This is a genomic window from Methanosarcina sp. UBA411, from assembly GCF_002495725.1.
Classification (GTDB): Archaea; Halobacteriota; Methanosarcinia; order Methanosarcinales; family Methanosarcinaceae; genus Methanosarcina.
The window spans coordinates 74,915-98,200 of record NZ_DAGK01000010.1; the positions used below are offsets into that span (position 1 = coordinate 74,915).

The 23,286-nt window shown below is 40.0% G+C and carries 21 protein-coding genes; 12 read left to right on the top strand and 9 right to left on the bottom strand.

Annotation, left to right across the window (positions count from 1 at the left end; all coding sequences use genetic code 11):
- Nucleotides 1-8: 8 nt before the first annotated feature.
- Together cysE and cysK are read right to left on the bottom strand one after the other, a co-directional pair.
- Nucleotides 9-956, bottom strand: coding sequence for a serine O-acetyltransferase (gene cysE / locus BP861_RS03255; RefSeq protein ID WP_292372529.1), 948 nt, complete (start codon nt 954-956; stop codon nt 9-11).
- A gap of 79 nt (nt 957-1,035) precedes the next feature.
- On the bottom strand, nt 1,036-1,962 hold the full coding sequence (cysK, locus tag BP861_RS03260; RefSeq protein ID WP_292372530.1) for a cysteine synthase A: 927 nt from the start codon (nt 1,960-1,962) through the stop codon (nt 1,036-1,038).
- A gap of 771 nt (nt 1,963-2,733) precedes the next feature.
- Between cysK and BP861_RS03265 the strand changes: the two genes are divergently transcribed.
- The gene (locus BP861_RS03265) at nt 2,734-3,387 is read left to right on the top strand and encodes a PKD domain-containing protein (protein WP_292372531.1); all 654 of its coding nucleotides are present in this window, start codon (nt 2,734-2,736) and stop codon (nt 3,385-3,387) included.
- An 84-nt stretch (nt 3,388-3,471) separates the two neighbouring features.
- Here the strand turns inward: BP861_RS03265 and BP861_RS03270 are convergent, their stop codons facing one another.
- The gene (locus BP861_RS03270; RefSeq protein ID WP_292372532.1) at nt 3,472-3,852 is read right to left on the bottom strand and encodes a transcriptional regulator; all 381 of its coding nucleotides are present in this window, start codon (nt 3,850-3,852) and stop codon (nt 3,472-3,474) included.
- 303 nt (nt 3,853-4,155) lie between these two features.
- Between BP861_RS03270 and nifS the strand changes: the two genes are divergently transcribed.
- The 3 genes from nifS (at nt 4,156) to nadA (ending at nt 6,140) form a co-directional block, all read left to right on the top strand.
- The gene (gene nifS, locus BP861_RS03275) at nt 4,156-5,313 is read left to right on the top strand and encodes a cysteine desulfurase NifS (protein ID WP_292372620.1); all 1,158 of its coding nucleotides are present in this window, start codon (nt 4,156-4,158) and stop codon (nt 5,311-5,313) included.
- 136 nt (nt 5,314-5,449) lie between these two features.
- Complete coding sequence (nifU, locus tag BP861_RS03280; RefSeq protein ID WP_292372533.1) at nt 5,450-5,839, top strand: Fe-S cluster assembly scaffold protein NifU; 390 nt, start codon at nt 5,450-5,452, stop codon at nt 5,837-5,839.
- Entirely contained in the window at nt 5,820-6,140 is a 321-nt protein-coding gene (gene nadA, locus BP861_RS03285) for a quinolinate synthase NadA (RefSeq protein WP_292372534.1), read from the top strand. Before nifU ends, nadA begins: the two co-directional genes overlap by 20 nt.
- Nucleotides 6,141-6,582: 442 nt before the next feature.
- Here the strand turns inward: nadA and BP861_RS03290 are convergent, their stop codons facing one another.
- Nucleotides 6,583-7,314 carry a hypothetical protein gene (locus BP861_RS03290; RefSeq protein ID WP_292372536.1) on the bottom strand — a complete coding sequence of 244 codons (732 nt, stop codon included), beginning with the start codon at nt 7,312-7,314 and terminating at the stop codon, nt 6,583-6,585.
- Nucleotides 7,315-8,249: 935 nt separating this feature from the next.
- On the opposite strand from BP861_RS03290, the gene BP861_RS03295 reads away from it, so the two are divergent.
- From BP861_RS03295 to BP861_RS03320, 6 genes are all read left to right on the top strand, one after another.
- Complete coding sequence (locus BP861_RS03295) at nt 8,250-9,593, top strand: O-acetylhomoserine aminocarboxypropyltransferase/cysteine synthase family protein (protein ID WP_292372538.1); 1,344 nt, start codon at nt 8,250-8,252, stop codon at nt 9,591-9,593.
- A 2-nt stretch (nt 9,594-9,595) separates the two neighbouring features.
- On the top strand, nt 9,596-11,167 hold the full coding sequence (metX, locus tag BP861_RS03300) for a homoserine O-acetyltransferase MetX (protein WP_292372539.1): 1,572 nt from the start codon (nt 9,596-9,598) through the stop codon (nt 11,165-11,167).
- 447 nt (nt 11,168-11,614) lie between these two features.
- Nucleotides 11,615-11,827 carry a helix-turn-helix transcriptional regulator gene (locus BP861_RS03305; RefSeq protein WP_048106925.1) on the top strand — a complete coding sequence of 71 codons (213 nt, stop codon included), beginning with the start codon at nt 11,615-11,617 and terminating at the stop codon, nt 11,825-11,827.
- A complete protein-coding gene (locus BP861_RS03310; RefSeq protein ID WP_292372543.1) occupies nt 11,814-12,239 on the top strand; it encodes a hypothetical protein in 426 nt (141 codons plus the stop codon). Before BP861_RS03305 ends, BP861_RS03310 begins: the two co-directional genes overlap by 14 nt.
- An 839-nt stretch (nt 12,240-13,078) precedes the next feature.
- Nucleotides 13,079-13,531 (top strand): type 1 glutamine amidotransferase, encoded by a 453-nt coding sequence (locus BP861_RS03315; RefSeq protein WP_292372545.1) that lies wholly within the window; start codon nt 13,079-13,081, stop codon nt 13,529-13,531.
- A gap of 96 nt (nt 13,532-13,627) precedes the next feature.
- Entirely contained in the window at nt 13,628-13,774 is a 147-nt protein-coding gene (locus tag BP861_RS03320) for a hypothetical protein (protein WP_292372547.1), read from the top strand.
- Between the two features lie 40 nt (nt 13,775-13,814).
- On the opposite strand, the gene mprF is transcribed toward BP861_RS03320, so the two are convergent.
- Together mprF and BP861_RS03330 are read right to left on the bottom strand one after the other, a co-directional pair.
- Nucleotides 13,815-16,442: a bifunctional lysylphosphatidylglycerol flippase/synthetase MprF gene (gene mprF / locus BP861_RS03325; RefSeq protein WP_292372549.1), complete on the bottom strand. Its 2,628-nt coding sequence runs from the start codon at nt 16,440-16,442 to the stop codon at nt 13,815-13,817.
- A 462-nt stretch (nt 16,443-16,904) separates the two neighbouring features.
- Complete coding sequence (locus tag BP861_RS03330; RefSeq protein ID WP_292372551.1) at nt 16,905-18,080, bottom strand: tetratricopeptide repeat protein; 1,176 nt, start codon at nt 18,078-18,080, stop codon at nt 16,905-16,907.
- 396 nt (nt 18,081-18,476) lie between these two features.
- Here BP861_RS03330 and BP861_RS03335 point away from each other — a divergent pair, with 396 nt between their 5' ends.
- Nucleotides 18,477-19,436 carry an MBL fold metallo-hydrolase gene (locus tag BP861_RS03335; protein WP_292372553.1) on the top strand — a complete coding sequence of 320 codons (960 nt, stop codon included), beginning with the start codon at nt 18,477-18,479 and terminating at the stop codon, nt 19,434-19,436.
- 599 nt (nt 19,437-20,035) lie between these two features.
- Here BP861_RS03335 and BP861_RS03340 read toward each other — a convergent pair.
- Nucleotides 20,036-20,983 (bottom strand): formylglycine-generating enzyme family protein, encoded by a 948-nt coding sequence (locus BP861_RS03340; RefSeq protein WP_292372554.1) that lies wholly within the window; start codon nt 20,981-20,983, stop codon nt 20,036-20,038.
- A gap of 196 nt (nt 20,984-21,179) precedes the next feature.
- Nucleotides 21,180-21,788: a rolling circle replication-associated protein gene (locus tag BP861_RS16165; RefSeq protein WP_422656681.1), complete on the bottom strand. Its 609-nt coding sequence runs from the start codon at nt 21,786-21,788 to the stop codon at nt 21,180-21,182.
- 555 nt (nt 21,789-22,343) lie between these two features.
- On the opposite strand from BP861_RS16165, the gene BP861_RS03345 reads away from it, so the two are divergent.
- A complete protein-coding gene (locus BP861_RS03345) occupies nt 22,344-22,949 on the top strand; it encodes a hypothetical protein (RefSeq protein WP_292372557.1) in 606 nt (201 codons plus the stop codon).
- 89 nt (nt 22,950-23,038) lie between these two features.
- On the opposite strand, the gene BP861_RS03350 is transcribed toward BP861_RS03345, so the two are convergent.
- Entirely contained in the window at nt 23,039-23,194 is a 156-nt protein-coding gene (locus BP861_RS03350; RefSeq protein WP_292372559.1) for a hypothetical protein, read from the bottom strand.
- Nucleotides 23,195-23,286: the final 92 nt, after the last annotated feature.

Below are 23,286 nucleotides of genomic sequence, written 5' to 3' on the forward strand. Positions count from 1 at the left end.
TAGCCATTTTAGTGAGCTATTTGCTTTTTGATTCGATCCCAGCTCCACGGTTCATCAAGGATATTGACGCTAACGTCTTCTATCCCGCCAATACTCAGGACTTTTCGCTTGACCTCATCCTTAAAGTACTCAATCATGGGACAGGCGCTTGTTGTTAATACAAGGTTTACATCTACACTGGTTCCGTTTACATTTACTTCCTTGACAAAGCCCATTTTGACAATATCCATTCCAACTTCAGGGTCAATGACCTCTTTTAGTCGGGAATAGATTTGATCCTCTTTTCTTATTTCGGTACTCTGCGGAGTCATCTCATGTCCGGAAATTAAAATTTCATGTTCCTTGAATTGCTCTTCCAGCCGGCTCAGTCGGTCAAGCATTTGGCTTATAATAACAAGGGCAGGATCAGGTAGCTTGTCATGATCAAGCTGTCCTACAGAAACCGAGGGCTGCGGCTCTGCAATCCTTCCAGGCACTCCAACGACAGTAGCTCCGGGTGGAACTGGCCGAATCACAACCGAGCCGGCGCCTATTTTAGCTCCTCTTCCAACCGTAATTGGCCCAAGTATAGATGCTCCTGAACCAATAACTACGTCGTTTTCAATTGTAGGATGACGCTTTACCTTTTCCAGAGCTGTTCCGCCTAATACAACTCCCATATATATCAAAACGTCATCACCTACCTCAGCAGTTTCTCCGATTACCACTCCTGACCCGTGATCTATGAAAACTCGCCGTCCAAGCTTTGCCCCAGGATGGATTTCAATACCTGTTAACATTCTTGAGATGTGAGATAGCAGACGGGCAAGAAAATAAAAGTGTCTATTCCATAGCCAGTGAGATATCCGATGTACCCAGACTGCATGCAGGCCCGGATAGCAGCAGATTACCTCAAGCGTAGACCTTGCTGCGGGATCTTTTTTGAAAACGGTTCTGATATCTTCCCTGATTCCCATTTGAAATCTTCCGGTGTTAATTGTCATATTGATTAATCAGCCAGCTGTTAGATGGATCAATCAAATAGTCACTGATAAATCAGTCAAACAGGTCAGTGCTTAGATAACGCTCTCCCGTATCCGGCAAGATCACAACAATGGTCTTCCCACTCATTTCTTCCCTGGATGCGACCTCAATTGCAGCATAAGTGGCAGCGCCTGAGGATATCCCTGCAAGGATACCTTCTTCCTTTGCCAGGCGCCTGGCTGTGGCAGCGGCATCATCTCCTGTAACCCGGATTATCTCATCGATCAGTTCAAGCTGAAGTACGTCCGGAACAAAACCTGCACCTATACCCTGGATCTTGTGTGGGCCAGGGCTTCCGCCGCTAAGCACGGGAGATTCGGCAGGTTCTACTGCAATCGCCTTAAAAGCGGGTTTTCTTTTTTTGATGACGCTTGCAACACCTGTGATAGTTCCACCTGTCCCCACGCCTGCTACAATAACATCTGCTTTGCCGTCAGTATCTTTCCAGATTTCTTCGGCTGTTGTCCGTCTGTGAATTTCAGGATTTGCAGGGTTCTGGAATTGTTGGGGTATGAAGTAAAGCGAAGGATCGTCAGCAGCCATCTGCTCGGCTTTATTGACTGCCCCTTTCATTCCTTCAGTTCCCGGAGTCAGGACAAGTTCTGCTCCCAGCGCTTTTAGTAATTTTCTTCGTTCTACTGTCATTGTTTCAGGCATAACCAGTATGAGCTTATAGCCACGGGCGGCACAGATGCATGCAAGTCCAATACCAGTGTTACCGCTAGTGGGTTCAACGATTGTGGTTCCTTCTTTTATTTTCCCTTCGCGTTCGGCTTCTTCAATCATTGATAGCCCTATTCTGTCCTTTACACTTCCCATCGGATTAAAGGACTCTACTTTAGCCAACACATCCGCATGTAGACCTTCTGTTATGCGGTTTAACCTGACAAGCGGAGTATTCCCAATTGTCCAGGTTATATCGGAATATATTCGCCCCATGTTATCTACCGTCTTCCGTAGCCTATCTATTCAAGGCTCCATGTATTTTTAACTTGATCCTAATATATTATTAATTATATTAATCATCTTATATTATAAACTACCAATCATTGTTTTGAGTAGCTAATACTGCTGCAGCATATAGGCAATTTACAGAAATTCACAATTGTGAATTAATCTTATGTTAAATATAGTTATCGAGAAATTTCTTAATTGAAAAACCATACTTTAGAACTAAAAGGAATCCGATTAATTAAGAGCATATCCAAAAAATGTTATGATTTTCTGTATCCTTAAAATTGGCAGTATCAGAATCAGAGCCGTTGGACATGCTGGATACCCTGGATACCCTGGATACTATAGACCTATTGTAGTAACTTTACAGCGTCATTATCGTCTTTTCTAATAGGCTTTTAGGCTTTTGGATGAGTGTTACAAGCTCTAAGTTCTTTTTTATACACTCCTGTCAATTTAATATTAACAGTGTTTGACGATTTTGATAGCTACTTGGTGAAATGATAAATGATAAGGAAGAAAACCGATCATTCGATTTGATATTCCTTACTATAAAATTAAAAATAAACCGACACTAATTAAAAAATTAAAATAATTTAAATATTTAATTGGTAAAAATTTTGACTTTTCCCGCTTATACTATCTAAATGTCATTTTATTTTCAAATTAAATACTAAATAAATTTACACAACTTTAAAAATTTATTTACCCCACTTCCAAAATTATATGGTCGAGTTTGTTAAATAATAGAAAACAATGAAACGAAAAGCAATTCTCTTTGTAATAGCTCTATTGGTTTTGATGCCATTTACTGCAATGGCAAGCGCTCCACAGGTATCTTGCAAAGGAGGTACATGTAGTAACTTAAAGATTACCAAGGTTACAATAAATCCTACAAGCAAAGCCGCACCATCGAAAGTCGGGTTTACAAGTTATATATCAGGCCCTGTTAAACTTGTTCAGTATACAGTAATGGATTCCAAAAACGGAAAGGTAGTCGGTTCCTGCAGTTCCTACTGCTCAAAGTGCACGAAAAAAGGGATATGTACCTGTTCGTGCATTATAAAAGAATCCGGAACCTATGATGTAAAAGTGACTGCATACGGTTCAGGAAGTTGTTGTGTGAATATGGTTAAAAAGGCAGCCATTACAATATCATCTGGAGAAAAATCGAAAAAATTTGTTCCAAGTTTTAAATCCGTGATCTCTGGAAAGAAAGTTACCTTTAAAGATACAACTTCAGGGGCTAAACCCATGAAATGGAACTGGAATTTCGGTGATGGTTCCCGATCAACTGTACAGAATCCAACCCACACTTATAAAAAAGCAGGGATTTATAAAGTTTATCTGACTGTATACAGTATTGATAATTCTTACAAGGGTGTCAGTAATAAAGTAGTTGTTAAATAATAAAGGGAAAGGTCCCTTTCCATTTTTAAGTAGCTATTTTAACAGGATACAGAAAAATAGTAAATAAACCGATAAACTCCGGCTTTATGCTTCAGTTTTTTCTTGATCTTCTGCTTTATCTTCTGTTTTATTTTCATCTTGTTTTTCCGGGCCGCAGCCGCTATTACACTTCTTTTCAATTCCTCTGGCACTTACGCAGATCTCACAGATTCTTACTACAAAGTCAGCGACCGTGTTGTCGATCAAGTCCTGAGCAAGTTTTTCAATCAATTCTTTCGTCTCGCCCTGAAACTCGATCCTGTATCCCCTTTTTCCCGAAATATACTGGGAAACTGCCGACGGGGCAATCCCCAGCAACTTTGCAGACGCTGCCTGTGACTGTCCTTTTTTTACAAGTTCGATTGCAAGACTGGCCCTTATTGCGGGGACCAGATCCCACACAATCTTCTGACACGGAGTTTCCATAATTATCATCACTTTTTGGATTTTACAATTGAGAACGAATATATCTTATGTACATATATATTATTTTCAGTATCAAAAATAATAATAAGATTTCCTGCCGACTTCCAAAGCAGTAAAACTTTCAAGAAAATGGCTCGATTTTTAACAATTTTCAGAATTTTCTGAAAAAAATTCCGGAATTTCTCCTGTATGTATATAATTTTTTCCTGGGTATCTTACAATAAAACTTATATAGTCACAATTGTTAGTTTAATTCACGATTGTGAAGGTGCAAGTGTGACCATTGAAAACAAGGCTATTTACATGGACAACTCGGCTACAACTCCTGTACGGAAAGAAGTTGTCGAAGAGATGCTTCCCTACATGACTGAGAATTTCGGAAACCCTTCTTCTATCTATGAGATTGGAAAAATCTCAAAACATGCAATAGACAAAGCAAGAAAAAAGGTCGCCGATGCTCTCGGGGCTGAAGAAAGCGAGATCTATTTCACATCAGGAGGAACAGAATCCGATAACTGGGCAATTAAGGGGATAGCCTTTGCAAACCAGAGTAAAGGAAAACACATAATCACCTCTTCTATTGAACACCACGCAGTCCTGCATACCTGCGCCTGGCTGGAAGGGCAGGGCTTTGAGGTAACATACCTGCCTGTGGACAAATATGGAATGGTATCCCCTGAGGAGTTGAAGAAGGCAATTCGAGACGATACTATCCTTATTTCCATAATGCTTGCGAACAATGAAATAGGGACAATCCAGCCTGTAGAGGAAATCGGAAAAATCGCGAAAGAGAACCGGATATACTTCCATACGGATGCCGTGCAGGCAATAGGCCATATCCCAATTGATGTCAAAAAAATGAATATTGACCTTCTCTCCCTTTCAGGGCACAAGTTTGAGGGTCCCAAGGGCTGCGGAGCGCTCTACATCCGAAAAGGGACAAAAATCGACCCTCTTCTGCACGGTGGGGCGCAGGAAAGAAAACGCAGGGCCGGAACCGAGAATGTCCCTACCATCGTGGGTCTTGGAAAAGCTATAGAGCTTGCAACAGCCGAAATTGAAGAATCAAATAAAATTCTGCTGGAGCTGAGAGAGCGCCTTATCAAAAATCTTCTGATAATCCCGAAAACTCACCTCAACGGACATCCAACACAGAGGCTTGCAAATAATGTAAATGTCACGTTTGAATACATAGAGGGTGAATCGCTTCTACTGCTATTGAATGCGAAGAGGATATTCGCATCTACCGGAAGCGCATGTAATTCATCTTCTCTCGAACCCTCACACGTGCTTACAGCCTGTGGAGTCCCACACGAAATCGTTCATGGTTCACTCAGACTTAGCCTCGGAAGGATGAATTCCGAAAAAGATGTGGACAGGGTACTTGAGGTTCTGCCTGAGATAGTGCAGAAACTGAGAAATATGTCCCCACTGACCCCTAAAGAATACAGGACTATTTGAGGGGTAACCGTTCATGATATTGAAAGAACTAAAGTCATTTAAAGGTCTTTCAAAGATTTTTAAAAATTTTAAATATTTTTTGAATAACTCGAAAACTGAAAAAATATAATCAAAAGGTAACACTGGAGGACAGTTCATGGATTACAGCCTTAAAGTAATGGATCATTTTTCAAACCCGAGAAATATGGGAAGTATTGAGGACAGTGACGGTGTAGGAGAGGTTGGAAACTCAAAATGCGGAGATATAATGAAAATTTACCTCAAGGTTGAGGATAATCGGATTGCGGATGTAAAATTCCAGACCTTTGGATGTGGAGCTGCAATCGCATCAAGCAGCATGGCAACTGAAATGATTAAAGGAAAAACCCTGGAAGAGGCATGGAAACTTTCAAACAAAGCCGTTGCAGAGGCCCTTGATGGGCTTCCTCCAATAAAAATGCACTGTTCAATGCTTGCAGAAGAAGCAATCCACGAGGCAATTAATAATTATCTAAAGAAAAAAGGGCTTGAGCCGTGGACAGAATAAGAATAATGCAGACAGGATTCTCAGTACCTCAGGAATTGTGAAAGAAGCGGGAAGTTCAGATTCCACGGAATTTATAATTGGAACTGAGAGAGAAATTGTTCGAAACCTGAAAGCGAAATACCCGGATAAGAAATTTTATCCTGTCTCAGAGAAGGCTTTTTGCTACAATATGAAAAAAATCACTCTGGAGGCTATTCTGAACAGCTTGCAGAATCTGGAATATGAGATTCATGTCCCGGAGCATATAAGGGTAAAAGCCAGAAAAGCCCTGGACAGGATGCTTGAGATTAGCCGAAAGTGAAGCACCCGAATTACGCCCCGAGTTTCGCTTCGGGAGCACGGCGTCCGTTTCAGCAGAGTTGCGGCTCTACAGTGTGCTGTCCTTTTCGCTCCGCTGCGCTTCGCTCAAGAGGACTAATTTTTGGCGGAGATTCAGAAATAAATTTCTATTTTTCGGCAGCAGTCCGCCTAGATTAGTGAGCTATATTGAGCCAAAACAACATTATTAGCATCTTAAACGGAGATTGTCCCGCACGCAGTGCGGCTTTACCATAATATAAAATAAAGAAAAAGGATAGTTTCTTGTCCTCTTTTTATAAAAAAGGAAAATTCACTGAATTGTGCCTCTAAAACCTTTTATTTAATTTTCATGATTTTTAGGACTGGCCCAAGCTAGCGCTCGGTAAAAAATAGGTAAATTGACGGTAAATGTTTTTTTGAAGCTTTTACTGCATTATTTTTACTTAGTCTGTGGAGACGACTTCATCTTTTATGCTGATTTCCATATATCTACAATATCTGCATTTATAGTGTCTGATTGTTCTTGAGGTATTCATAGATTCCAAATGCGTATCAGGGTATCTGTATTCTAGTAACGAAAATCGTCTTCCGCATCCTTTACAGGCTTTTCCTTTTTTAGGATCCCTTCTTTTTCTGGATTTAGAATTTTTAATTATGCTTTTTATCTTGAGATCCTCATCATTGCAGTACTTACATTTAAAGTACCTTGTCTCTGTTTCTTCATAATCGTCGTAAGTGCTTACCTTTTTGACAAGAGGCTTTTTAATTTCTTCGTAGGCAAAATCTCGATTGCATTTTTTACATTTTGATATTTTGTAATAATCTTCGATTTCAAGTAGATCTGAAGAAATAAAGAAAAACATTATGCCTCCAAGAAACAATATAATGGATAAAGGCCAGTAAGCCTCTCCCAATATTTGTCTAAAAAATTGAAGAAAGGGTAATATAAGAAGTGAAGACAATGACAATAGGACTGATATCTTTTTTACGGTATTAATTCTTTCCAGACCTAAACTATTAACGAGGTAAGGAGCCCGTTCTTTTGGAAAATGATAAAAATCTCCTTCTGATGTGATTGTTAACGTGTCAGTACTCCTATCCAGCTCATAGCAGTAATTATCAAGGCATCTTTTGTTTACACCTACTGGAAATTCTACATATTTATGGATGCTCAAAGTATCAATGACCAATTTTCAATCATTTAGCTTTTTTCCCAGATTATATCTAGATATATCTCAAAACAAGATAATCTTTTTGTTGAAAAATATTTATTAACTTGATATCTATATAGATAAGTACTGATATATATTCATAGGAGTTAGCATCAAAAGTAGAGCAAATATGTATTTTCTGGTTGCCAGGGAACAATTATATCAAAAAACCCCGAATTCAGCATAGATAAAAAAGTAAGTATGGGATTCTATGTGCTAAAAACCTGTCTTCTTTTGTGCTTTTTCGGACTGGCCCGAGCTAGCGCTCGGTGAAAAGACAGGTTCAATATAGCGAATATGGTTCTCGGAGTGTTTTATGACTTATTTTCTATAGGGTGTTTTATGACTTCTTTTCTATATTTCGGCGGCGGCACCTTCTAACAAATCCCCGACAACTGCTTCCATAAGTTTCTTCTATCAGTAGTATCTTTCAGGAAATTGAGATTTGTTGAGCCGAAGCAACATTATTAGTATCTCAAATGGAGCTTTTTGCATTTCTCACCAGCTATTGTTATAAAATTGAAACACAGGAAAGGGTTTCTGACCCTTTCCTCGAGTTTTTCACGAGAGATTCCTGGAATTCTTAAATTCGCGCCTTGGCCATTACCATGGATAATTATTTATACCAATACTTATTATTAGAAGTAATTAACCACTTGGCATTTAATTATATATGGATAACTATATATACTGAGATCACAATTGTGATGATTGTTCACAATTGTGAATGTATGAAAAGAGGATGAGTGTCAGGATGGCAGAGTGGCTATGCTTCCGGCTGCAACCCGGAACTATGTGAGTTCGATTCTCACTCCTGACTTTTAAAATAAGTAATTAGAATTGAAATATATTGATAAACAGCCTGGCAGGATAGAGAATTAGCCTGGAGATAAGACAAAATGACTGACAAGAATAGAAACCCGAATGAAGAAGAAAGCAAGGGGAGTAAGAAAAGTTGGACAAAAAAGAGGTCTAAAAGCCTGGGAGTTTCTACCCTTGCCGTGCACGCAGGTGCAAAACCTGATCCCACTACAGGAGCAAGGTCAGTTCCGATTTACCAGACTGCGGCGTATGTATTTGATGACACCGAGCATGCAGCCGACCTTTTTGGGCTTAGGAAAGAAGGTAATATTTATACCCGCCTGATGAACCCTACAACCGATGTCTTTGAAAAAAGAGTCGCTGCCCTTGAAGGAGGTATAGGCGCTCTTGCAACCTCCTCAGGAATGGCTGCAATCACAACCGCACTTCTCACTTTTACAAAACCCGGAGACGAGATTGTTTCAGGAGACAAGCTTTATGGAGGAACCTACGAACTTTTCAATTATACTTTCCCCAAGCTTGGGAGAACCGTAAAATTCGTAGATGCCGGTAAACCTGAAGAATTCGAAAATGCAATCTCCGAAAAAACAAAAGCCTTTTACGTGGAATCAATAGGAAATCCCGGGCTTGATATTCCTGATTTTGAGAAACTCGCAGAAATCGCCCATGCCGCAGGAATTCCATTTATCGTGGACAATACGGTTTCTCCCCTGATCTTAAGGCCAATTGAGCACGGGGCAGATATAGTCGTACTTTCAGCGACAAAATTCATAGGCGGCCACGGGACTTCCATAGGAGGGGTAATTGTTGATTCCGGAAATTTTGACTGGAGCCCTGAAAAGTTCACTGAGATCTGCGAGCCTGATCCCGGGTATCATGGCCTGAAATATAAAGAAGCCTTTGGAAAGGCAGCCTTTATTGCAAAAGCCAGAGTGCAGTTCATTAGGGACACCGGAGCGTGTATTTCTCCCTTTAACTCATTTCTGTTAAGCCTAGGACTTGAAACCCTGCCCCTCAGGATGAAAAAACACTGTGACAATGCTCTAGAGATTGCAAAATACCTGGAAAAGCATCCAAAGGTTTCCTGGGTCTCTTATCCTGGACTTGAGTCCCACGTCAGCCATGAGCTTGCAAAGAAATATCTTAAATCAGGTTACGGTGCATTAATAGGCTTTGGGATCAAAGGCGGAGCCAGAGAATGCAAAAAGTTTATTGAGGGGCTTGAAATCTTTTCCCACCTCGCAAATATTGGGGACGCAAAAAGCCTTGTAATCCATCCGGCTTCAACCACCCACGAACAACTCTCAAAGGAAGAACAGCTTGCCTGCGGTGTAACTGAGGATTTTATTCGGCTTTCCATAGGAATTGAGGATGCAAAAGACCTGATTTTCGATATTGATCAGGCACTCTCCGGAGCCTGAATATGGAAGTCTCAAACCAGCTTCCTTCCCAGCTTTCTTCCTATAAAAACATTCTTTCAACAAAAAAGGGCCAGAATCTAGGGATTGTCCGTTCTATAAACTATGAAATCCCTGGAATTTTCAGGCTTGAGAGCGGAAAGACCCTCTCAAATGTCAGGATAGAGTACGAGATGTATGGGAAAATGAACGCCGATAAGAGTAATGTTATCCTGATCTGTCATGCTCTTACAGGCGATGCCCATGCTGCCGGGTTTCATGCAGGAGACAAAAAGCCAGGCTGGTGGAACATCGTAATTGGCCCGAATAAGGCCTTTGATACGGAAAAATACTGTGTTATCTGTTCAAACATACTGGGGGGCTGTAAAGGTTCTACGGGCCCTTCTTCTATTGACCCTGAAACCGAAAAGCCCTACGGTATTTCATTTCCTGTAATTACTATTGCGGATATGGTAAATGCTCAGAAAAAACTTATTGAGCACTTGGGAGTAAAACAGCTTTTTGCTGTCGCAGGCGGTTCGATGGGCGGTATGCAGGTACTTCAATGGACGGTCAGCTATCCTGAAATGGTAAAAAAGGCAATTGCAATCGCAACAACTGCGTCCACGACCCCACAGCAAATTGCATTTGGGGCGATCGGAAGGAAAGCTATAACCGATGATCCGAAATGGAACGGGGGAAACTACTACGGGAAAAAGATACCTGTACAGGGTCTGGCACTTGCCCGTATGATAGGTCATATTACTTATTTAAGCGATGCTTCGATGCAAAAGAAGTTTGGGAGAGCTCAGCAGACTGAGGCAGGCCCGAATATTTCGCGAACATCATCAGAAACTTCTTCAGAAACCTTCCCGGACCGTTCTTCGTATTTTCAGGTCGAAAGTTACCTGAATCACCAGGGAGATACCTTTACGAAACGTTTTGATGCCAATTCCTATCTTTATATTACAAAAGCCGTAGATTTTTTTGACCTTTCAAAGAGCGGGTCCCTTATAGAAGGTTTTTCTGAAGTTACTGCAAAATTCCTTGTGATTTCCATAACCTCAGACTGGCTCTACCCTCCTTATCAATCCCAGGAGATAGTATCTGCACTTACCGCAAACGGGGTTGATGCCAAATACGAGGAAATCAGGTCTCAGTACGGGCATGATGCTTTCCTGCTTGAGGAAGGACAGCTTAACTATCTTATACGGGGCTTTCTCTCTCGGATTCTTGTAAGTGACATCATGAACCAGAATTTCTATTCGGTTTCCAGAGATGAAACAATAGAAAACGCCTCAGTCCTTATGGTAAAAAAGAAAGTGAACCACCTGCCTGTCGTGTCCGAAGACGGAAAGCTTGAAGGCATCGTTACCTCCTGGGATATTACAAAAGCTGTCGCCTGCAAAATCACCGAACTAGATGAAATAATTACTCGCGATGTGAAATACGTATTCTCAGGTGAAAAAATCGAGACTGCCTCTTCAATAATGGAAGATTATTCGATTTCCGCACTTCCTGTAATTGATTCCGAAAATCGGATTCTAGGTATGGTTACGAGTGAAAGCATAAGTGCGCTTATCGGAAGGTTCAGTTAACTCAGGAAAGTTCAGTTAATTTTGAATAATCGGAGGATTTAAAATCCGAATTCTTTTTCCCAGCACACCGCAAATTTTGAAAGGAAAAATTATGTTTCCAGCTCTAGTAAATTAGTTTTTGTGAGTTAGCTTTGCATGTTAGCTTTGTAAGTTCGTTTTTGTAAATTATACTTTGCAAGCTAATTTTATATATTATTTTTTGCAGGTTGATGTTTTGTATATTAGTCTTCGTAAATTAGTTTTACCAAGTAACTTTGGGGGCAGAAGATAAAGTCCTCAATTTCAAGTTTAGCTTTGTGAATAATCAAAATTTATGGTTGGCTGAACAATCATTGAAATTTGAAACTTTTTTATTTTTACCGGATTATGGAAAGTATGCATAAATTGCTTGAGAGCGATACGATTAAGTATATGGAAAGCTTACTTTCCATCGGGGGAGATCCCAGTTTGAAAAATAGGCTGGAAATATTACGAAAACAAAAAGGAATCAAGCAGGAAGAACTCGCTGAAGCGCTGGAAGTTTCCAGGCAAACAATAGGTTCTCTAGAAAACGGACGATATAACCCGTCTATCATTTTAGCCTTTAAACTTGCTAGATATTTTAACACTACAATTGAAGAAATCTTCATTTATGAGGAGGAAAAAAATGATAAAAATTAATAGTCAAGTTAAAAATTATATATTAGTTGGGATAAGTGCAGGAATTATTATAGGGTGTTTATTTACTATAAAATTATATGGCAGGGATATTCGGGTTATTATTCCACTTGTAATAGCATTACTGATATTCGGACATTCAGTTGACAATATTTTGAAGCTTTTTGTAATTAAGGAATCCACAGAGGAGAAGAAACAACTCGAAATTGAAATGAAAGACGAAAGAAATACTCTCATCAGGGAAAAAGCCGGTTTCAAAACGAATGAATATATGCTATACCTAAATACTGTTATCATATTTATTTTAGGTTTCATGGGCGCAGAATTTTGGGTTCTTTGTCTTTTCGGTTCTTTAATTATGGCACAGGGTATTTTATCCATATCATTATATAATTATTATAATAACCGATATTGATATCTGCAAATTTATCATTCCAGCCCAGCGCAAATGCGAGGTTGTAACCGGTTACCTTAAACAAAATAAAAAAGAAAATATCCAACGCCCTGTAAAAATATAATTGTCAGATTTTCTGTATTAATCCATTTCATCCATTGTCGGATTTCTCCTATCTTCTTACAATCTTTCTCTTTTAGAGATCTTACTTAAGGTTATCACAAGCGCTGCGACGAATATTATAGCAAGGAATGTCATATTTATGGGGCTGCTTAAATCTGAATAGTTATTGACAAAACCAGCAGTGAGAGCATAAGTATTCCCAAGACGTAGTCCGTAGTAAGCTCCTTCTATAATTAATGCTATAAGTGATACTAAAATGGCTATCAAAAAACTGCGTATTATAGTGTCAAACTTCATTCTTTATCAGCTTTATAACTGCACTCTGGAATATAAATAAGTTTATTTTCAGTCGGGTACTCTCAGTGTTTCTTGAAAAAGATGATACCTTCCCGCGAACCTCAGAAATTAAACTTATTTTGATCTTGCGTCCGGAGAGGCTGGAACCGATCGTTTTCTATTAAAAAACTAGTAAAAATGAGACTTTGTAACGGTCTAGTAGCAGAAATCATTCCTTTATAGCCAACTATTTTATTCCTTCATCAATTTTGAAAGAGAAAATGGCTATAGAAATATTGAAAACATTAAAAAAGGAGACGCGGGCAAACTTTCTTCATATAGCAGTATTTAATACATCATTTTGAGATTTACACATTATTTTGAGATTTACACATTATTTTGAGTAAATCATTGGTAAATCAAATACAAATACTTAAGTCCTAAGTTATAACTGATCTCTCATGAAAATCCAAGTTATTCAGCACTCTTCAATAAATACTCTCGGCACCATTGAAGAATACGCAAAAATCAAAAACCACAGGCTTGAATCAACTCGCTTTTACGAAACGAAAAACCCTCCCAAACTTGATTTATTTGACCTTCTTATTATCATGGGCGGCCCTATTGGAGTTTATGACTATGAAGAAAATCCCTGGCTGAAAGACGAAAAAGCGTTTATCAAGCAGGCAATCGAAGCAGGAAAACCGATACTTGGAATTTGCCTTGGCGCTCAATTGCTTGCCGACATCCTCGGGGCTCGCGTTTATGAAAACCTGCACATGGAAATGGGATGGTTTCCCGTAAGGGCATCCAGGAGCGAGAATAAGCCGGAATTTCTCAAAGGGCTGCCGGATGAAATCTCGGTTTTTCACTGGCATTCTAGGACTTTTGACCTACCTTCAGGAGCTGTTTAGCTTTTTGAAAGCGAGGGCTGCAAGAATCAGGGATTCGTTTATAGGGGCAGGGTTGTAGCGCTTCAATTTCACCCTGAAGTGAATGAAGACAGAATTATGAATTTGATCAAGCGGTTTGGGAATGGAATGGAAAATGGGCCGTTTATCCAGAAAAAAGAGGAAATGCTCGGGCAGAGAGAATATCTTACCGGCACAAAGGAATTTATGTTTTTAGTGCTGGATAAGTTTGAGAAGATAATTTAAAGAATATCCAGCTATTCAGATATTTAACCGACTGGAGATTTTAAATGAGTTCTTCTGACAGCTTTTCCGGCGCATGATGCCCTATACGGCTTGCTGTTCGTTTATTCTCTTTTGAGAAAATTCCTTTCACTCCCCCTGAGATCAGGGCCGCAATATCCTTCAAGACTAGGCCCTGTTTGAGCCCTTTTGGGAGAGCGATATATTTCGGGCTCCAGACAGGATTGAATTTTTCTTTAAAATCCCGCAGCCCTTTATAATTATAAAAGTGTTCCCCATGTGTAAAAATTAAAGACCCGACTTTATGCCAGACGGGCGCAAATTGCCTCGTTTCAAGCCCTGAAAGGGGAGCCATTCCAAGAGAAAAACGCCTGTATCCTTTTTCTTTTCCCCAGAGCATTAGTTTGACAAAAAGGTATTCCATAGTCCTGTCGGGAGCATCGGGGCTATGGCGCATAAGGTCAACACTGATTTCTTCATTATCCGCGCCTGACCATATGTTTGCAAAAGCAACGATCTCGGACTCGTTCCTCACAAGGGCAAGCGGGAAGTTGCTTAGGTATTTTTTGTCAAAGAAGCCTACTGAGAAACGCTTTTCTTTCCCGGCTTTAATTTGCAGCCAGGCATCCGAGATCTTTCTGAGTTCAGGCATAAGGCCTGGAACCGCTTCCTTAGAGACAATTTCAAACCAGTAGCCTTTTTTCTCCACATTCCTTACGGTATAGCGGAAGTCTTTGCTTGCACTTCCTTCCAGGGTAAAAGTCTCAAGAGGAACTTTCGCCTCTTCCCCTATTTTTATCAGGGTAAGGCCAAGGTCAAGATAAATAGGAATATGTTTTTCGCTCACCTCATAAAAAGCAGTCCTTCCCTGATGCAATTTACTCATTTCATAAAAGTCCCAGATCAGCTCTTTTGCCTGATTGCTAGTTCCAACAATATCTCCCATTGCAACCCAGGTCTTTCCGGAAACTCCATACATCAAAAATGCCTTTTTCTCATCATCGAAAAGCAGATACTTGTCCCCGGTAAACACTAGGTTTCCAGCCGTTTCCTTACTCTGGTTAATGATTGTTTTTGCAAGCCCCATCTCTTCTGTTCCTGGCATGTGAATGTCCCTGGAAAAAGGGCTCAGCATTTTTGCCACCCCAAAAACAAGAAGCAGGACGAAAGCTCCGAATGTAGCCCTTAAAAAACTGGAGGCCTGGGAATTAACCCCAAACTGCCACCAGAGCTCGTTTGAATATTCTATATTCTGGTATGAAAAGAGGCCAAGCCAGACGAAGCTTACAAGTACCAGAGTTATTGCAATCATATTCCTGCTGCTAAAAGACTGATGCATAAGCGAGGATTTTCTGTAAAAATATTTCCTGCAGGGAAGCAAAAAGAAAAATAAGGTAAAAAGCACTGCAGCTTCATGATAATCAAAATCTTTCAGGAGAGCAAAAACCCCTCCCATCAAAAGTACGGCAAGCGAGAGAACATAAGCTCCATCGATTCTTTTCCAGAGCCCGTTTGCCAGAAGCAGGAGTAATACCCCCATAATGCTTCCAAAAAGCCTGGAAACTTCGATTAATGGAAGAGGGACAATGTAAGTCAGGTCATAAAGGTATCTGGGGTTTGAAGGCAGCGCTCCGGAAAAAAGGAGGGAGGTGCCTCCAAGGAAAACAAGAATCGAAAAAATCTGAGGAGCTAACTCGGATAAGCTTGAACACGTAGCTTTCTCAATTTTCCTTAGAAATTCGTCTCTTTCTTTATATTCATAGTATATGAGGGCCAGTAACCCAAATAAGAAAGGCACGAAATAGTAAATTGTCCTGAAAAGGAGAAGAGGTCTGATTATATCGATCGTACCGAAATACGGTTCTAGCATAAACAGCATCAGGGTCTCAAAAACACCAAGTCCGCCAGGTACAGTACTTATCAGCCCTATAATTTGCGCCAGTGCAAAGAACACAAGAACGTGAAGCAGGGTAAGCTGTGGGTTTGAGGGCAAAAGGAAATAGACAATGCTTCCCGAAAGCAGGTAATCTACTGAAGATAAGCCAAGCTGCAAGAAAGCTATTTTCGGTTCAGGAACGCTGATCTGGTACCCTTTTGCCTTGAAATTCAACTTTCTGAATGAGAAAAAGAAATAAACTGCAACAACAAGCAGTAATAGAATTCCAACAAGATTTAACGGGACAGGAATTTCAGGTGCGTAATCCGACAGTTTCACAGGATAAAATGTGAAGAGCAATCCTCCTACAAAGCAAAAGCCAATCCAGAAGGTAAGAATACAAAAAATTATAATATCCCATATCTGACGTAAATTCAGCCCGTTTCTTGAATACAGCCTGTATCTCAGGGAACTTCCTGTCAGGACATTAAAACCAACACTATAACTTATTGACGTGCTGATAAAAGATGCTCTGGCAGTCTGTTTATAAGGCATAGGGTGGTTAATATGACGAACTGCCAGGTAATCGTAACCTGTTAAAGTAAGATAGCTCAAGAAAGTTAAAAAGAATGCAAGCTCTATATGGCTTAGTGGAATGCTGGTAATACCTTTGACGATATACATCGAGTGTAAATGATGTATCTGTTTATCCAGGGTCCACAAAGCCAGGGAAAATATAACCACTGGCAGAAGGTAGCCTGCAATCCTCTCGATTTTAAGGGTTTTCTCCCGCATACTTCCTCTGTCTGTTATCGAGATCAACGCTTTTTCATTTAAATTCTATTTCTTCAGTTAATATTTTATTTTTTCATTCAATTCTTTTTATATTCTCATCTAATTCTTTTAATTTCTCACCTAACTTTGTTGGACATCTCTTCCAATTTTTTTAATTTTAGTTCCAACAGTCAAAGTTATTCCCTTATGATATATACATGTTGGCTCTATTCCAGGAAAATTTTAAAAGCAAATTTTTGAGTTATATGATTTCTAAGTCGCCTGATGCAGAAGAGATAAATAATGGTAAAAGAAGAGGTCGAAGAAAAGACAAATGAAGAGGTAAGTCACTAATCGCACGGGAAAGTTAAGTACAGGAAAATAAGAGTACTGTCCCTTATAATAAATAAGAGTACTGTCCCTTATAATAATACTAACATCCTGACTAACAACCCCTAAAATACTCAAGAGGGAGAAGGATAATCATTTCTTTTTCTCTCTTCCTCTAGCCGAAATTTTCTTAGGTTCACCTGTCTTGTGCTCTTTTCCTGCTCTTACGCTCTTCTCGCTTCCTTTCCCTCTGTTCTCTCGTTCCTGATCCCGAATTTTCTTTATTATCTCGCTTGTTGGCTTTTTTATTGTCCACACACTCCGTTTCATTTTTGCCTTTTCGTCTTCCATTCTTTCCTCTTCGTCTTCATCCAGATAGATTCCCAGTTTGGAATTTACGGAGGCTCTGGCTTTTCTAGCATCGACATGGTCTGGATTGATCTTGAGGACTCTTTCAAGGGCTCCAAGAGCTTCTTCGTTTTTATCTAGGCCGGAAAGGGCCATGCCTTTGCAGTACCAAGCGTCAGCAGAATCAGGTTTTATTGAAATTGCTTTGTTGCAGGCTGCAAGGGCTCTTTTGGATTTGCCGAGTTTGAGGTGGACAAGACCTTTTCCTATCCAGGTCTTTGCATTGTCAGGATTTATTTTGAGGGCAGCGTCATAAGCTATCATGGCTTCTACGGGCCTGTTCAGGCTGTAGAGAGCAAATCCTTTACCCACAAGGGCTCTTGCAAGGTTTGGGTTAAGCTTAAGCGCGGCATCATAGGCTTCTATAGCTTCTTCATATCGGTCCAGATCCGCAAGCACTGAACCTTTTGCGTGCCAGGCACCTGTAAGCTTCGGATTGTCAGAAAGGGCTTTTTCAGAGGCTGCAAGGGCTTTTTTGTGCTGTCTGAGCCTGCAAAGTACTGAAGTCTTGAGATTCCAGGCTTTGTCACTATCAGGTTTTATTTCGAGCAATCTGTCAAAAACCTGTAATGCATCTCCTTCCCTGTCGAGCTGCAGAAGTACAAAACCTTCTTCGTAAAGGTAACGAGGATTTTCAGGCTCGATTTCAAGAGCTTTCTTAATCGATTTAAGTGAGTCCTTGTACATCCTGTGTTTTAGAAATACTGCCGCCTTGCCTGCCCAGGCTGCTGCATCCTCCGGGTTTTTCTTAAGGGCTTTTTCGTGGGCTGCAAGGGCTTTATTCAGGCGGTCATATGCGGTATCACGAGTTTTAACTGCAGCTTTCCCGGGTGTTCTGCCTTTCCTGCTTTCCTTATCTGCTTTTTCTGGCTTGCCTGCCTTTATTGTGCTGTATGTCTTTCTTTTGGGATTCTTTTCCATATTATCTATCCGGTATCATTTGTCAGGGGTGATATTTTTTTCAAAGTTGATTGCACTCCACCCTTTCCCCTCTGGGCGGCAAATTCCAGGAGAAATCTTATTTCAGACTCCCTTCTCTTATTTTAAACTGATCCTGCTAACCTATTTTAAATAACCGGATAAGCATGAGATTTATGGAAAGTACTGCCGAATGACAGTTTATATTATAATTAAAAGTGTCCTATGTCATAGATTTTTCAGGCTTCATAGAAGTTTTCAGATACTTCATAAACAATTTTTTAAACAACTTTAAAAAAATATAAAATATCCCCTCCTGAAGGTCATATGAATTAGCTGAAAATATTGAAAATACATTAAGGTCATTAATCCATATTATAAAAATACAGGGTGGTTTATATGAGTAAACTGAACATTCGGGAAGCCGACCGGCTGGAGGTAACAATCCTGGTGGATAATTACACGGACATGCTGGTAACAGAGAGTAATGACATCTGTAGAAGGCCACATTTATTTCTCCCTCACGTATTTCTTGCCGAACATGGGCTTTCGTGCTTAATCAAAGTCTTTTCCGGGGTTGAGGAACATACAATACTGATGGATGCAGCAGTAACTCCAGCCTGCCTCTTTAATAATGCAAAGCTTTTGAAGGTTGACCTGAGCAAGCTTGAAGCCATTATCCTTAGTCATGGGCATCCAGATCATTTTCTCGGACTTGTTGAGCTCTTAAAGTTTATACATGAAGAGGAAGGAAAAGAAATCCCGCTTTTTCTTCATCCCGAGGCTTTTCTTGAAAGGCGTATTAATATTCCAGCAGTTGGAGTTCCGTCCACAATGCCCGCACTCGAAGAAGCTGTCCTAAAAGCTTCAGGAGCCATTCCTATAAAATCCAAAAAACCTGTTCCTGTTGCAGGTGATCTGATTTATACAACAGGAGAAGTAGAACGCACAACAGCATTTGAAAAAGGATTCCCATGGGCTGAAGCAAAAATTGATGGAAATTGGGTTGCTGACCCCTTTCGGGATGATCAGGGGCTTGTAATAAAATTGAAAGGCAAGGGACTAGTGGTAATTAGCGGCTGTGCACATGCTGGGATTATCAATACAGTTCAGTATGCCAAGAAACTTACAGGAATGGATAAGATTCATGCAGTACTCGGAGGTTTCCATCTGACAGGTGGGATTTTTGACCCGCTAATTCAGCCCACAATTGACGAAATGAGAAGGATAAATCCTGATTATATTATACCCATGCACTGTAAGGGCTGGAAAGCTATAAACCGGTTTGCAGAAGTGATGCCAGAAAAATTCCTGCTCAATACGGTAGGTACAACTTATGTGCTTGAAGGGGAGCCTTAACCTGAGGTCGAGTGTATAAGATCAAAGCCTTAGCGTCGACAGTAAATGTCAGATCGTTGTGCAGTCAATAACTGTTAGGCTAGCAATTGCTCAGACAGCGTAGGTAATTAAAGTGTCAATCAATAATCAGTATGTCTTTAAAATAGATTCTTTAAATTGTGTATGTATTTATTACTTATTTTTAATATGAAGTAATAAGAAAATATACAAAAGTGTTAAATATCAGCTAGTAGTATAGGTAAGTGTCTCTACCAAACAGACACGGAATCTAAGTTGCCTCCTAGATTGTCGAAATTGTCTGAGACTCTTTTGCCCCTGCCTGCAAAGTAAAATAGACAGGGGCAAGAGTTCTGAAGATGAAATTTCGGATTATAAGTTATAACTGACTTTTTCGGAGTGAGAAGAAATAAACAAGAAGAAAATCAACCAGTTTTTCAAATGAGTCAATCTAAATAAGTCAGTTCAAATTAGCCACTTAAATCAGTCAATTCGAATAATTGTTTAAACTCAAAAAATAAGGTTAATGTTGTATTATTTGTTTTATCTCAGTTATTTATCCAGAATACCTGAACTATTCGGGTTCCATTGTCATTCCGGAATTATACTTCCATGACCGCCCTGAACCCAAGACTATTTAACCTTTTATCCTGAGCCGCAAAAAGTTTTTCAGCCGACCTACAGCAGCCTGCGTTTCCGTTCCATCCTCCGCCTCTCCTTACCCTAACTGGAGTGGATACGCTTGGGAAAGGATTTTCCCATGCCCTTCCATTTACCGGGGCGCCTTTGTAACTGATATGGTACTCATCCTGTACCCATTCCCCTACATTTCCATATATATCATAAAGCCCCCAGGGATTTGGTTTTTTCAGGCCTACCATATGGGTTTCAAGCCCTGAATTTTCCAGAAACCAGGCATATTCTATAAGTTTCGATTCGTTATCTCCAAAAAAATAAGCGGTTTTAGTCCCTGCCCTGGCTGCATATTCCCATTCCGCCTCCGTAGGAAGGCGGTAAGCTTGGTTAATTCCTTCGGCATCTTCCAGAGCATTGAGTTTCCGGAAAAAGACCTGAGTCTCAGTCCAAGAAACGTTTTCAACCGGGCGCTTTTCGCCCTTAAAATATGAAGAGTTATTTACCATGACTTTCCGCCATTGTTCCTGTGTCACAGGATACCTACCCAGGTAGAATGGTTTTTCGATTTTTACTCTATGCACAGGGCTTTCCCAAAGCTTTCTCCGTTTTTCGCGTATAGGAGAGCCCATATCAAACTCTCCGGCAGGGATCAGGATAAACTCCATTCCGATAGAATTAATTAGTGAATTGCTGGATAAATTCTCGATTGAATTCTCCATTGAAGTATTAATTAAATCATTTGTTGAGTTACCGGCTTCATAATCCTTTAAGCTATTCACTGGAATGCCAAGAGAACTGTGGGTTGAATTACTGATTGAACTATCAATTAAATCGTCAGATATAGGAAGTTTAATTTCTTCTGAACCTTTACAGTTTGCAGAGATAGTTTTTTCAGGAATCAGTGTTCTCACCACTTTGATTTGATAAAAAAAGATATTCTCTAAGATTTTATCTTTTTCCTTTGCTGTTGACTGCTTCCATGAATTTGAAACCCAAAATTGTTTAATCATAACAGACGACGGATATACTCAAAGGAAGCTTTACACTGAAATTCAAGCTTGTGAGATTTATAGAGTATTCACTTATGGAATATAAAAACCATCTGGATATTCAGCCCTTCAGAGTCTTTTTCGGATTCGCTGGGTACGTACTGAAACCCATACATTTGACCCATTTTGCGGTGACTGCCGCCGCGAGTGTATCAAGGACATCATCTTTTGCGACTTCTTTCTTTACTGTGTGTATGTCCAGGACCGGCCCGCCTCCGTAGTGGACCCAAGCATATTGTATTAAGGATTTGTGGAGGAGCCAGTTTATACCGACAATTAAGACGTGATAGTGTAGCATTCCGTTTTTTTGAAATTCTGCTACTTTGATCCATTCGGCACGCTTCGGCAGGCATCGGCCAAGAAACTTCGAGAATTTTCCCCAAGCTGTTTGGGTTTTTTTGTTTATTTGCCAGAGGGAACCGCCTTTAGGGTTTGAGGTGAGAGTTAAGAAGACTCCTTTTACGTGCCTTCTGCTTGCTTTTTTACAGGCTGCTCTGAATCCGTCTAGGTTTTGTTTCTGCCTGGCTGGAGAGGTAAAGCGGGTTTGATAGTTGATTACTATATCCTGAGCGAAGACTGGGTTTTTATCGGGAGCGCGGGAGAGAACTATTTTTTCTTTGCGGACCTGGTTACAATAGGTTTGGAAGAGTTCGTCTATTTCTTGTTTGATGGTGTTAGTATAGACGAATTCTTTAGTTTCTTAGTTATAATATCCGAATTTATTTATTCTGTTTAATTTTAGACTGGCTTCAAGTCTTTCGGGACCGGATCTTTTTAGACCGTCAAGTTTTTCATAGTGTTTACTGCTTGCGTTTTTGGTCTTCGGTGAGCTTTGCTTATTCAAGATGAACTCTTTGACCGTTTTGTTTTTGAGAAACGAAGAAATAGTTTGCAAAATTCATAGTTCTGAAAAATTAGACTAATTTTATGACGACCTCAAATATAATCATATGTATAAAATTCTTATTATAAATTCCTCGCATTTAATATATCGCTCATTTATAGTATTACTAAGCTAATAAAAGTCGAAAATCCTTGTAAATTTATAAAACATGCTCTCAATGTTTATTGCATTTCGAAAATAAATGCAAGTTTAAAACGGAACTTAATCTTTTACCTTAAGCTGCAAAAACGGATTTGGAAAATAACAGCATAAAATTATGTTAATTAAATAACAAGATGGGGAGTGATGGAAATAAAAAGAAAAATATTTGACAGAAAAAAAATGACGTTGTTTCTTTTGCTAGTGCTTTCTTTTTTATTACCTGTAGCGGTTGCAGCAGCAGCTGAGAACCCGACAATTGATACCCTTAACCTTGGGTCGCACCCGGGGAATGTAGCTAACATTGGGCCAGGATCCGGAAAAACCACAAACATTGGACATGAAGCTGGGAGCTACGTCAATAGTGGGCCGAACGCAGGGACTACAAATAACATTGGACCGAAAACAGGAAATACCTATAATACTGGACCCAACCCGGGAAATTCCTTTACTGCGCCTTCCAAAAATTCAGGGATTAATGCAGGGGCGACTATTAATAGAGGGATAGACTCAGGACAAACTTTCAATAGAGGGATAAATGCTGGAGCCACACAAAGCCGTGGACCGTTTGCAGGAGCAACAATTAACATAGGACCGTTTGCAGGAGCAACAGTAAACCTTGCACCAAACGCAGGAGCAACAATTAATAGAGGATCTGACTCAGAAAGCTCTGATTCAGGATGCACATGTAATTTTGGCCCGAATGCTGGAAGTACTATAACTTGGGGACCATGGGGACAATGGGGACAATGGGGACCATGGGGACCATGGCCCCCAATCTTCGATTAAGAAAATTAAAATAAATTTCGTAAATAGAATTACTCTGTGTAAGATAAATCTATAGAAGAGTGAGTAAAAAGGAAAGAGTGATAAGGATTTTAATTATCATAATCTCCCTCTTCGGTTTCTTTTTCGTCTGGTTTTTCGTCATGGTCCTGTTCTCTGGGAATTGCTGAGCCTGCTGTGATCCCTGCTTCGAGCATCCATTGAGCTTTTTTTGCTTGGTATTCCTTAGATCTGAAGTACGGGCTCATGTAAGGGGAGGTATGGGAGGATCCTGCAGGAAAGTGATAAGCCTCTTCCAGGATATTTCATTTTTGTGTTATAGGGCTCTTTTTTTGCTGGC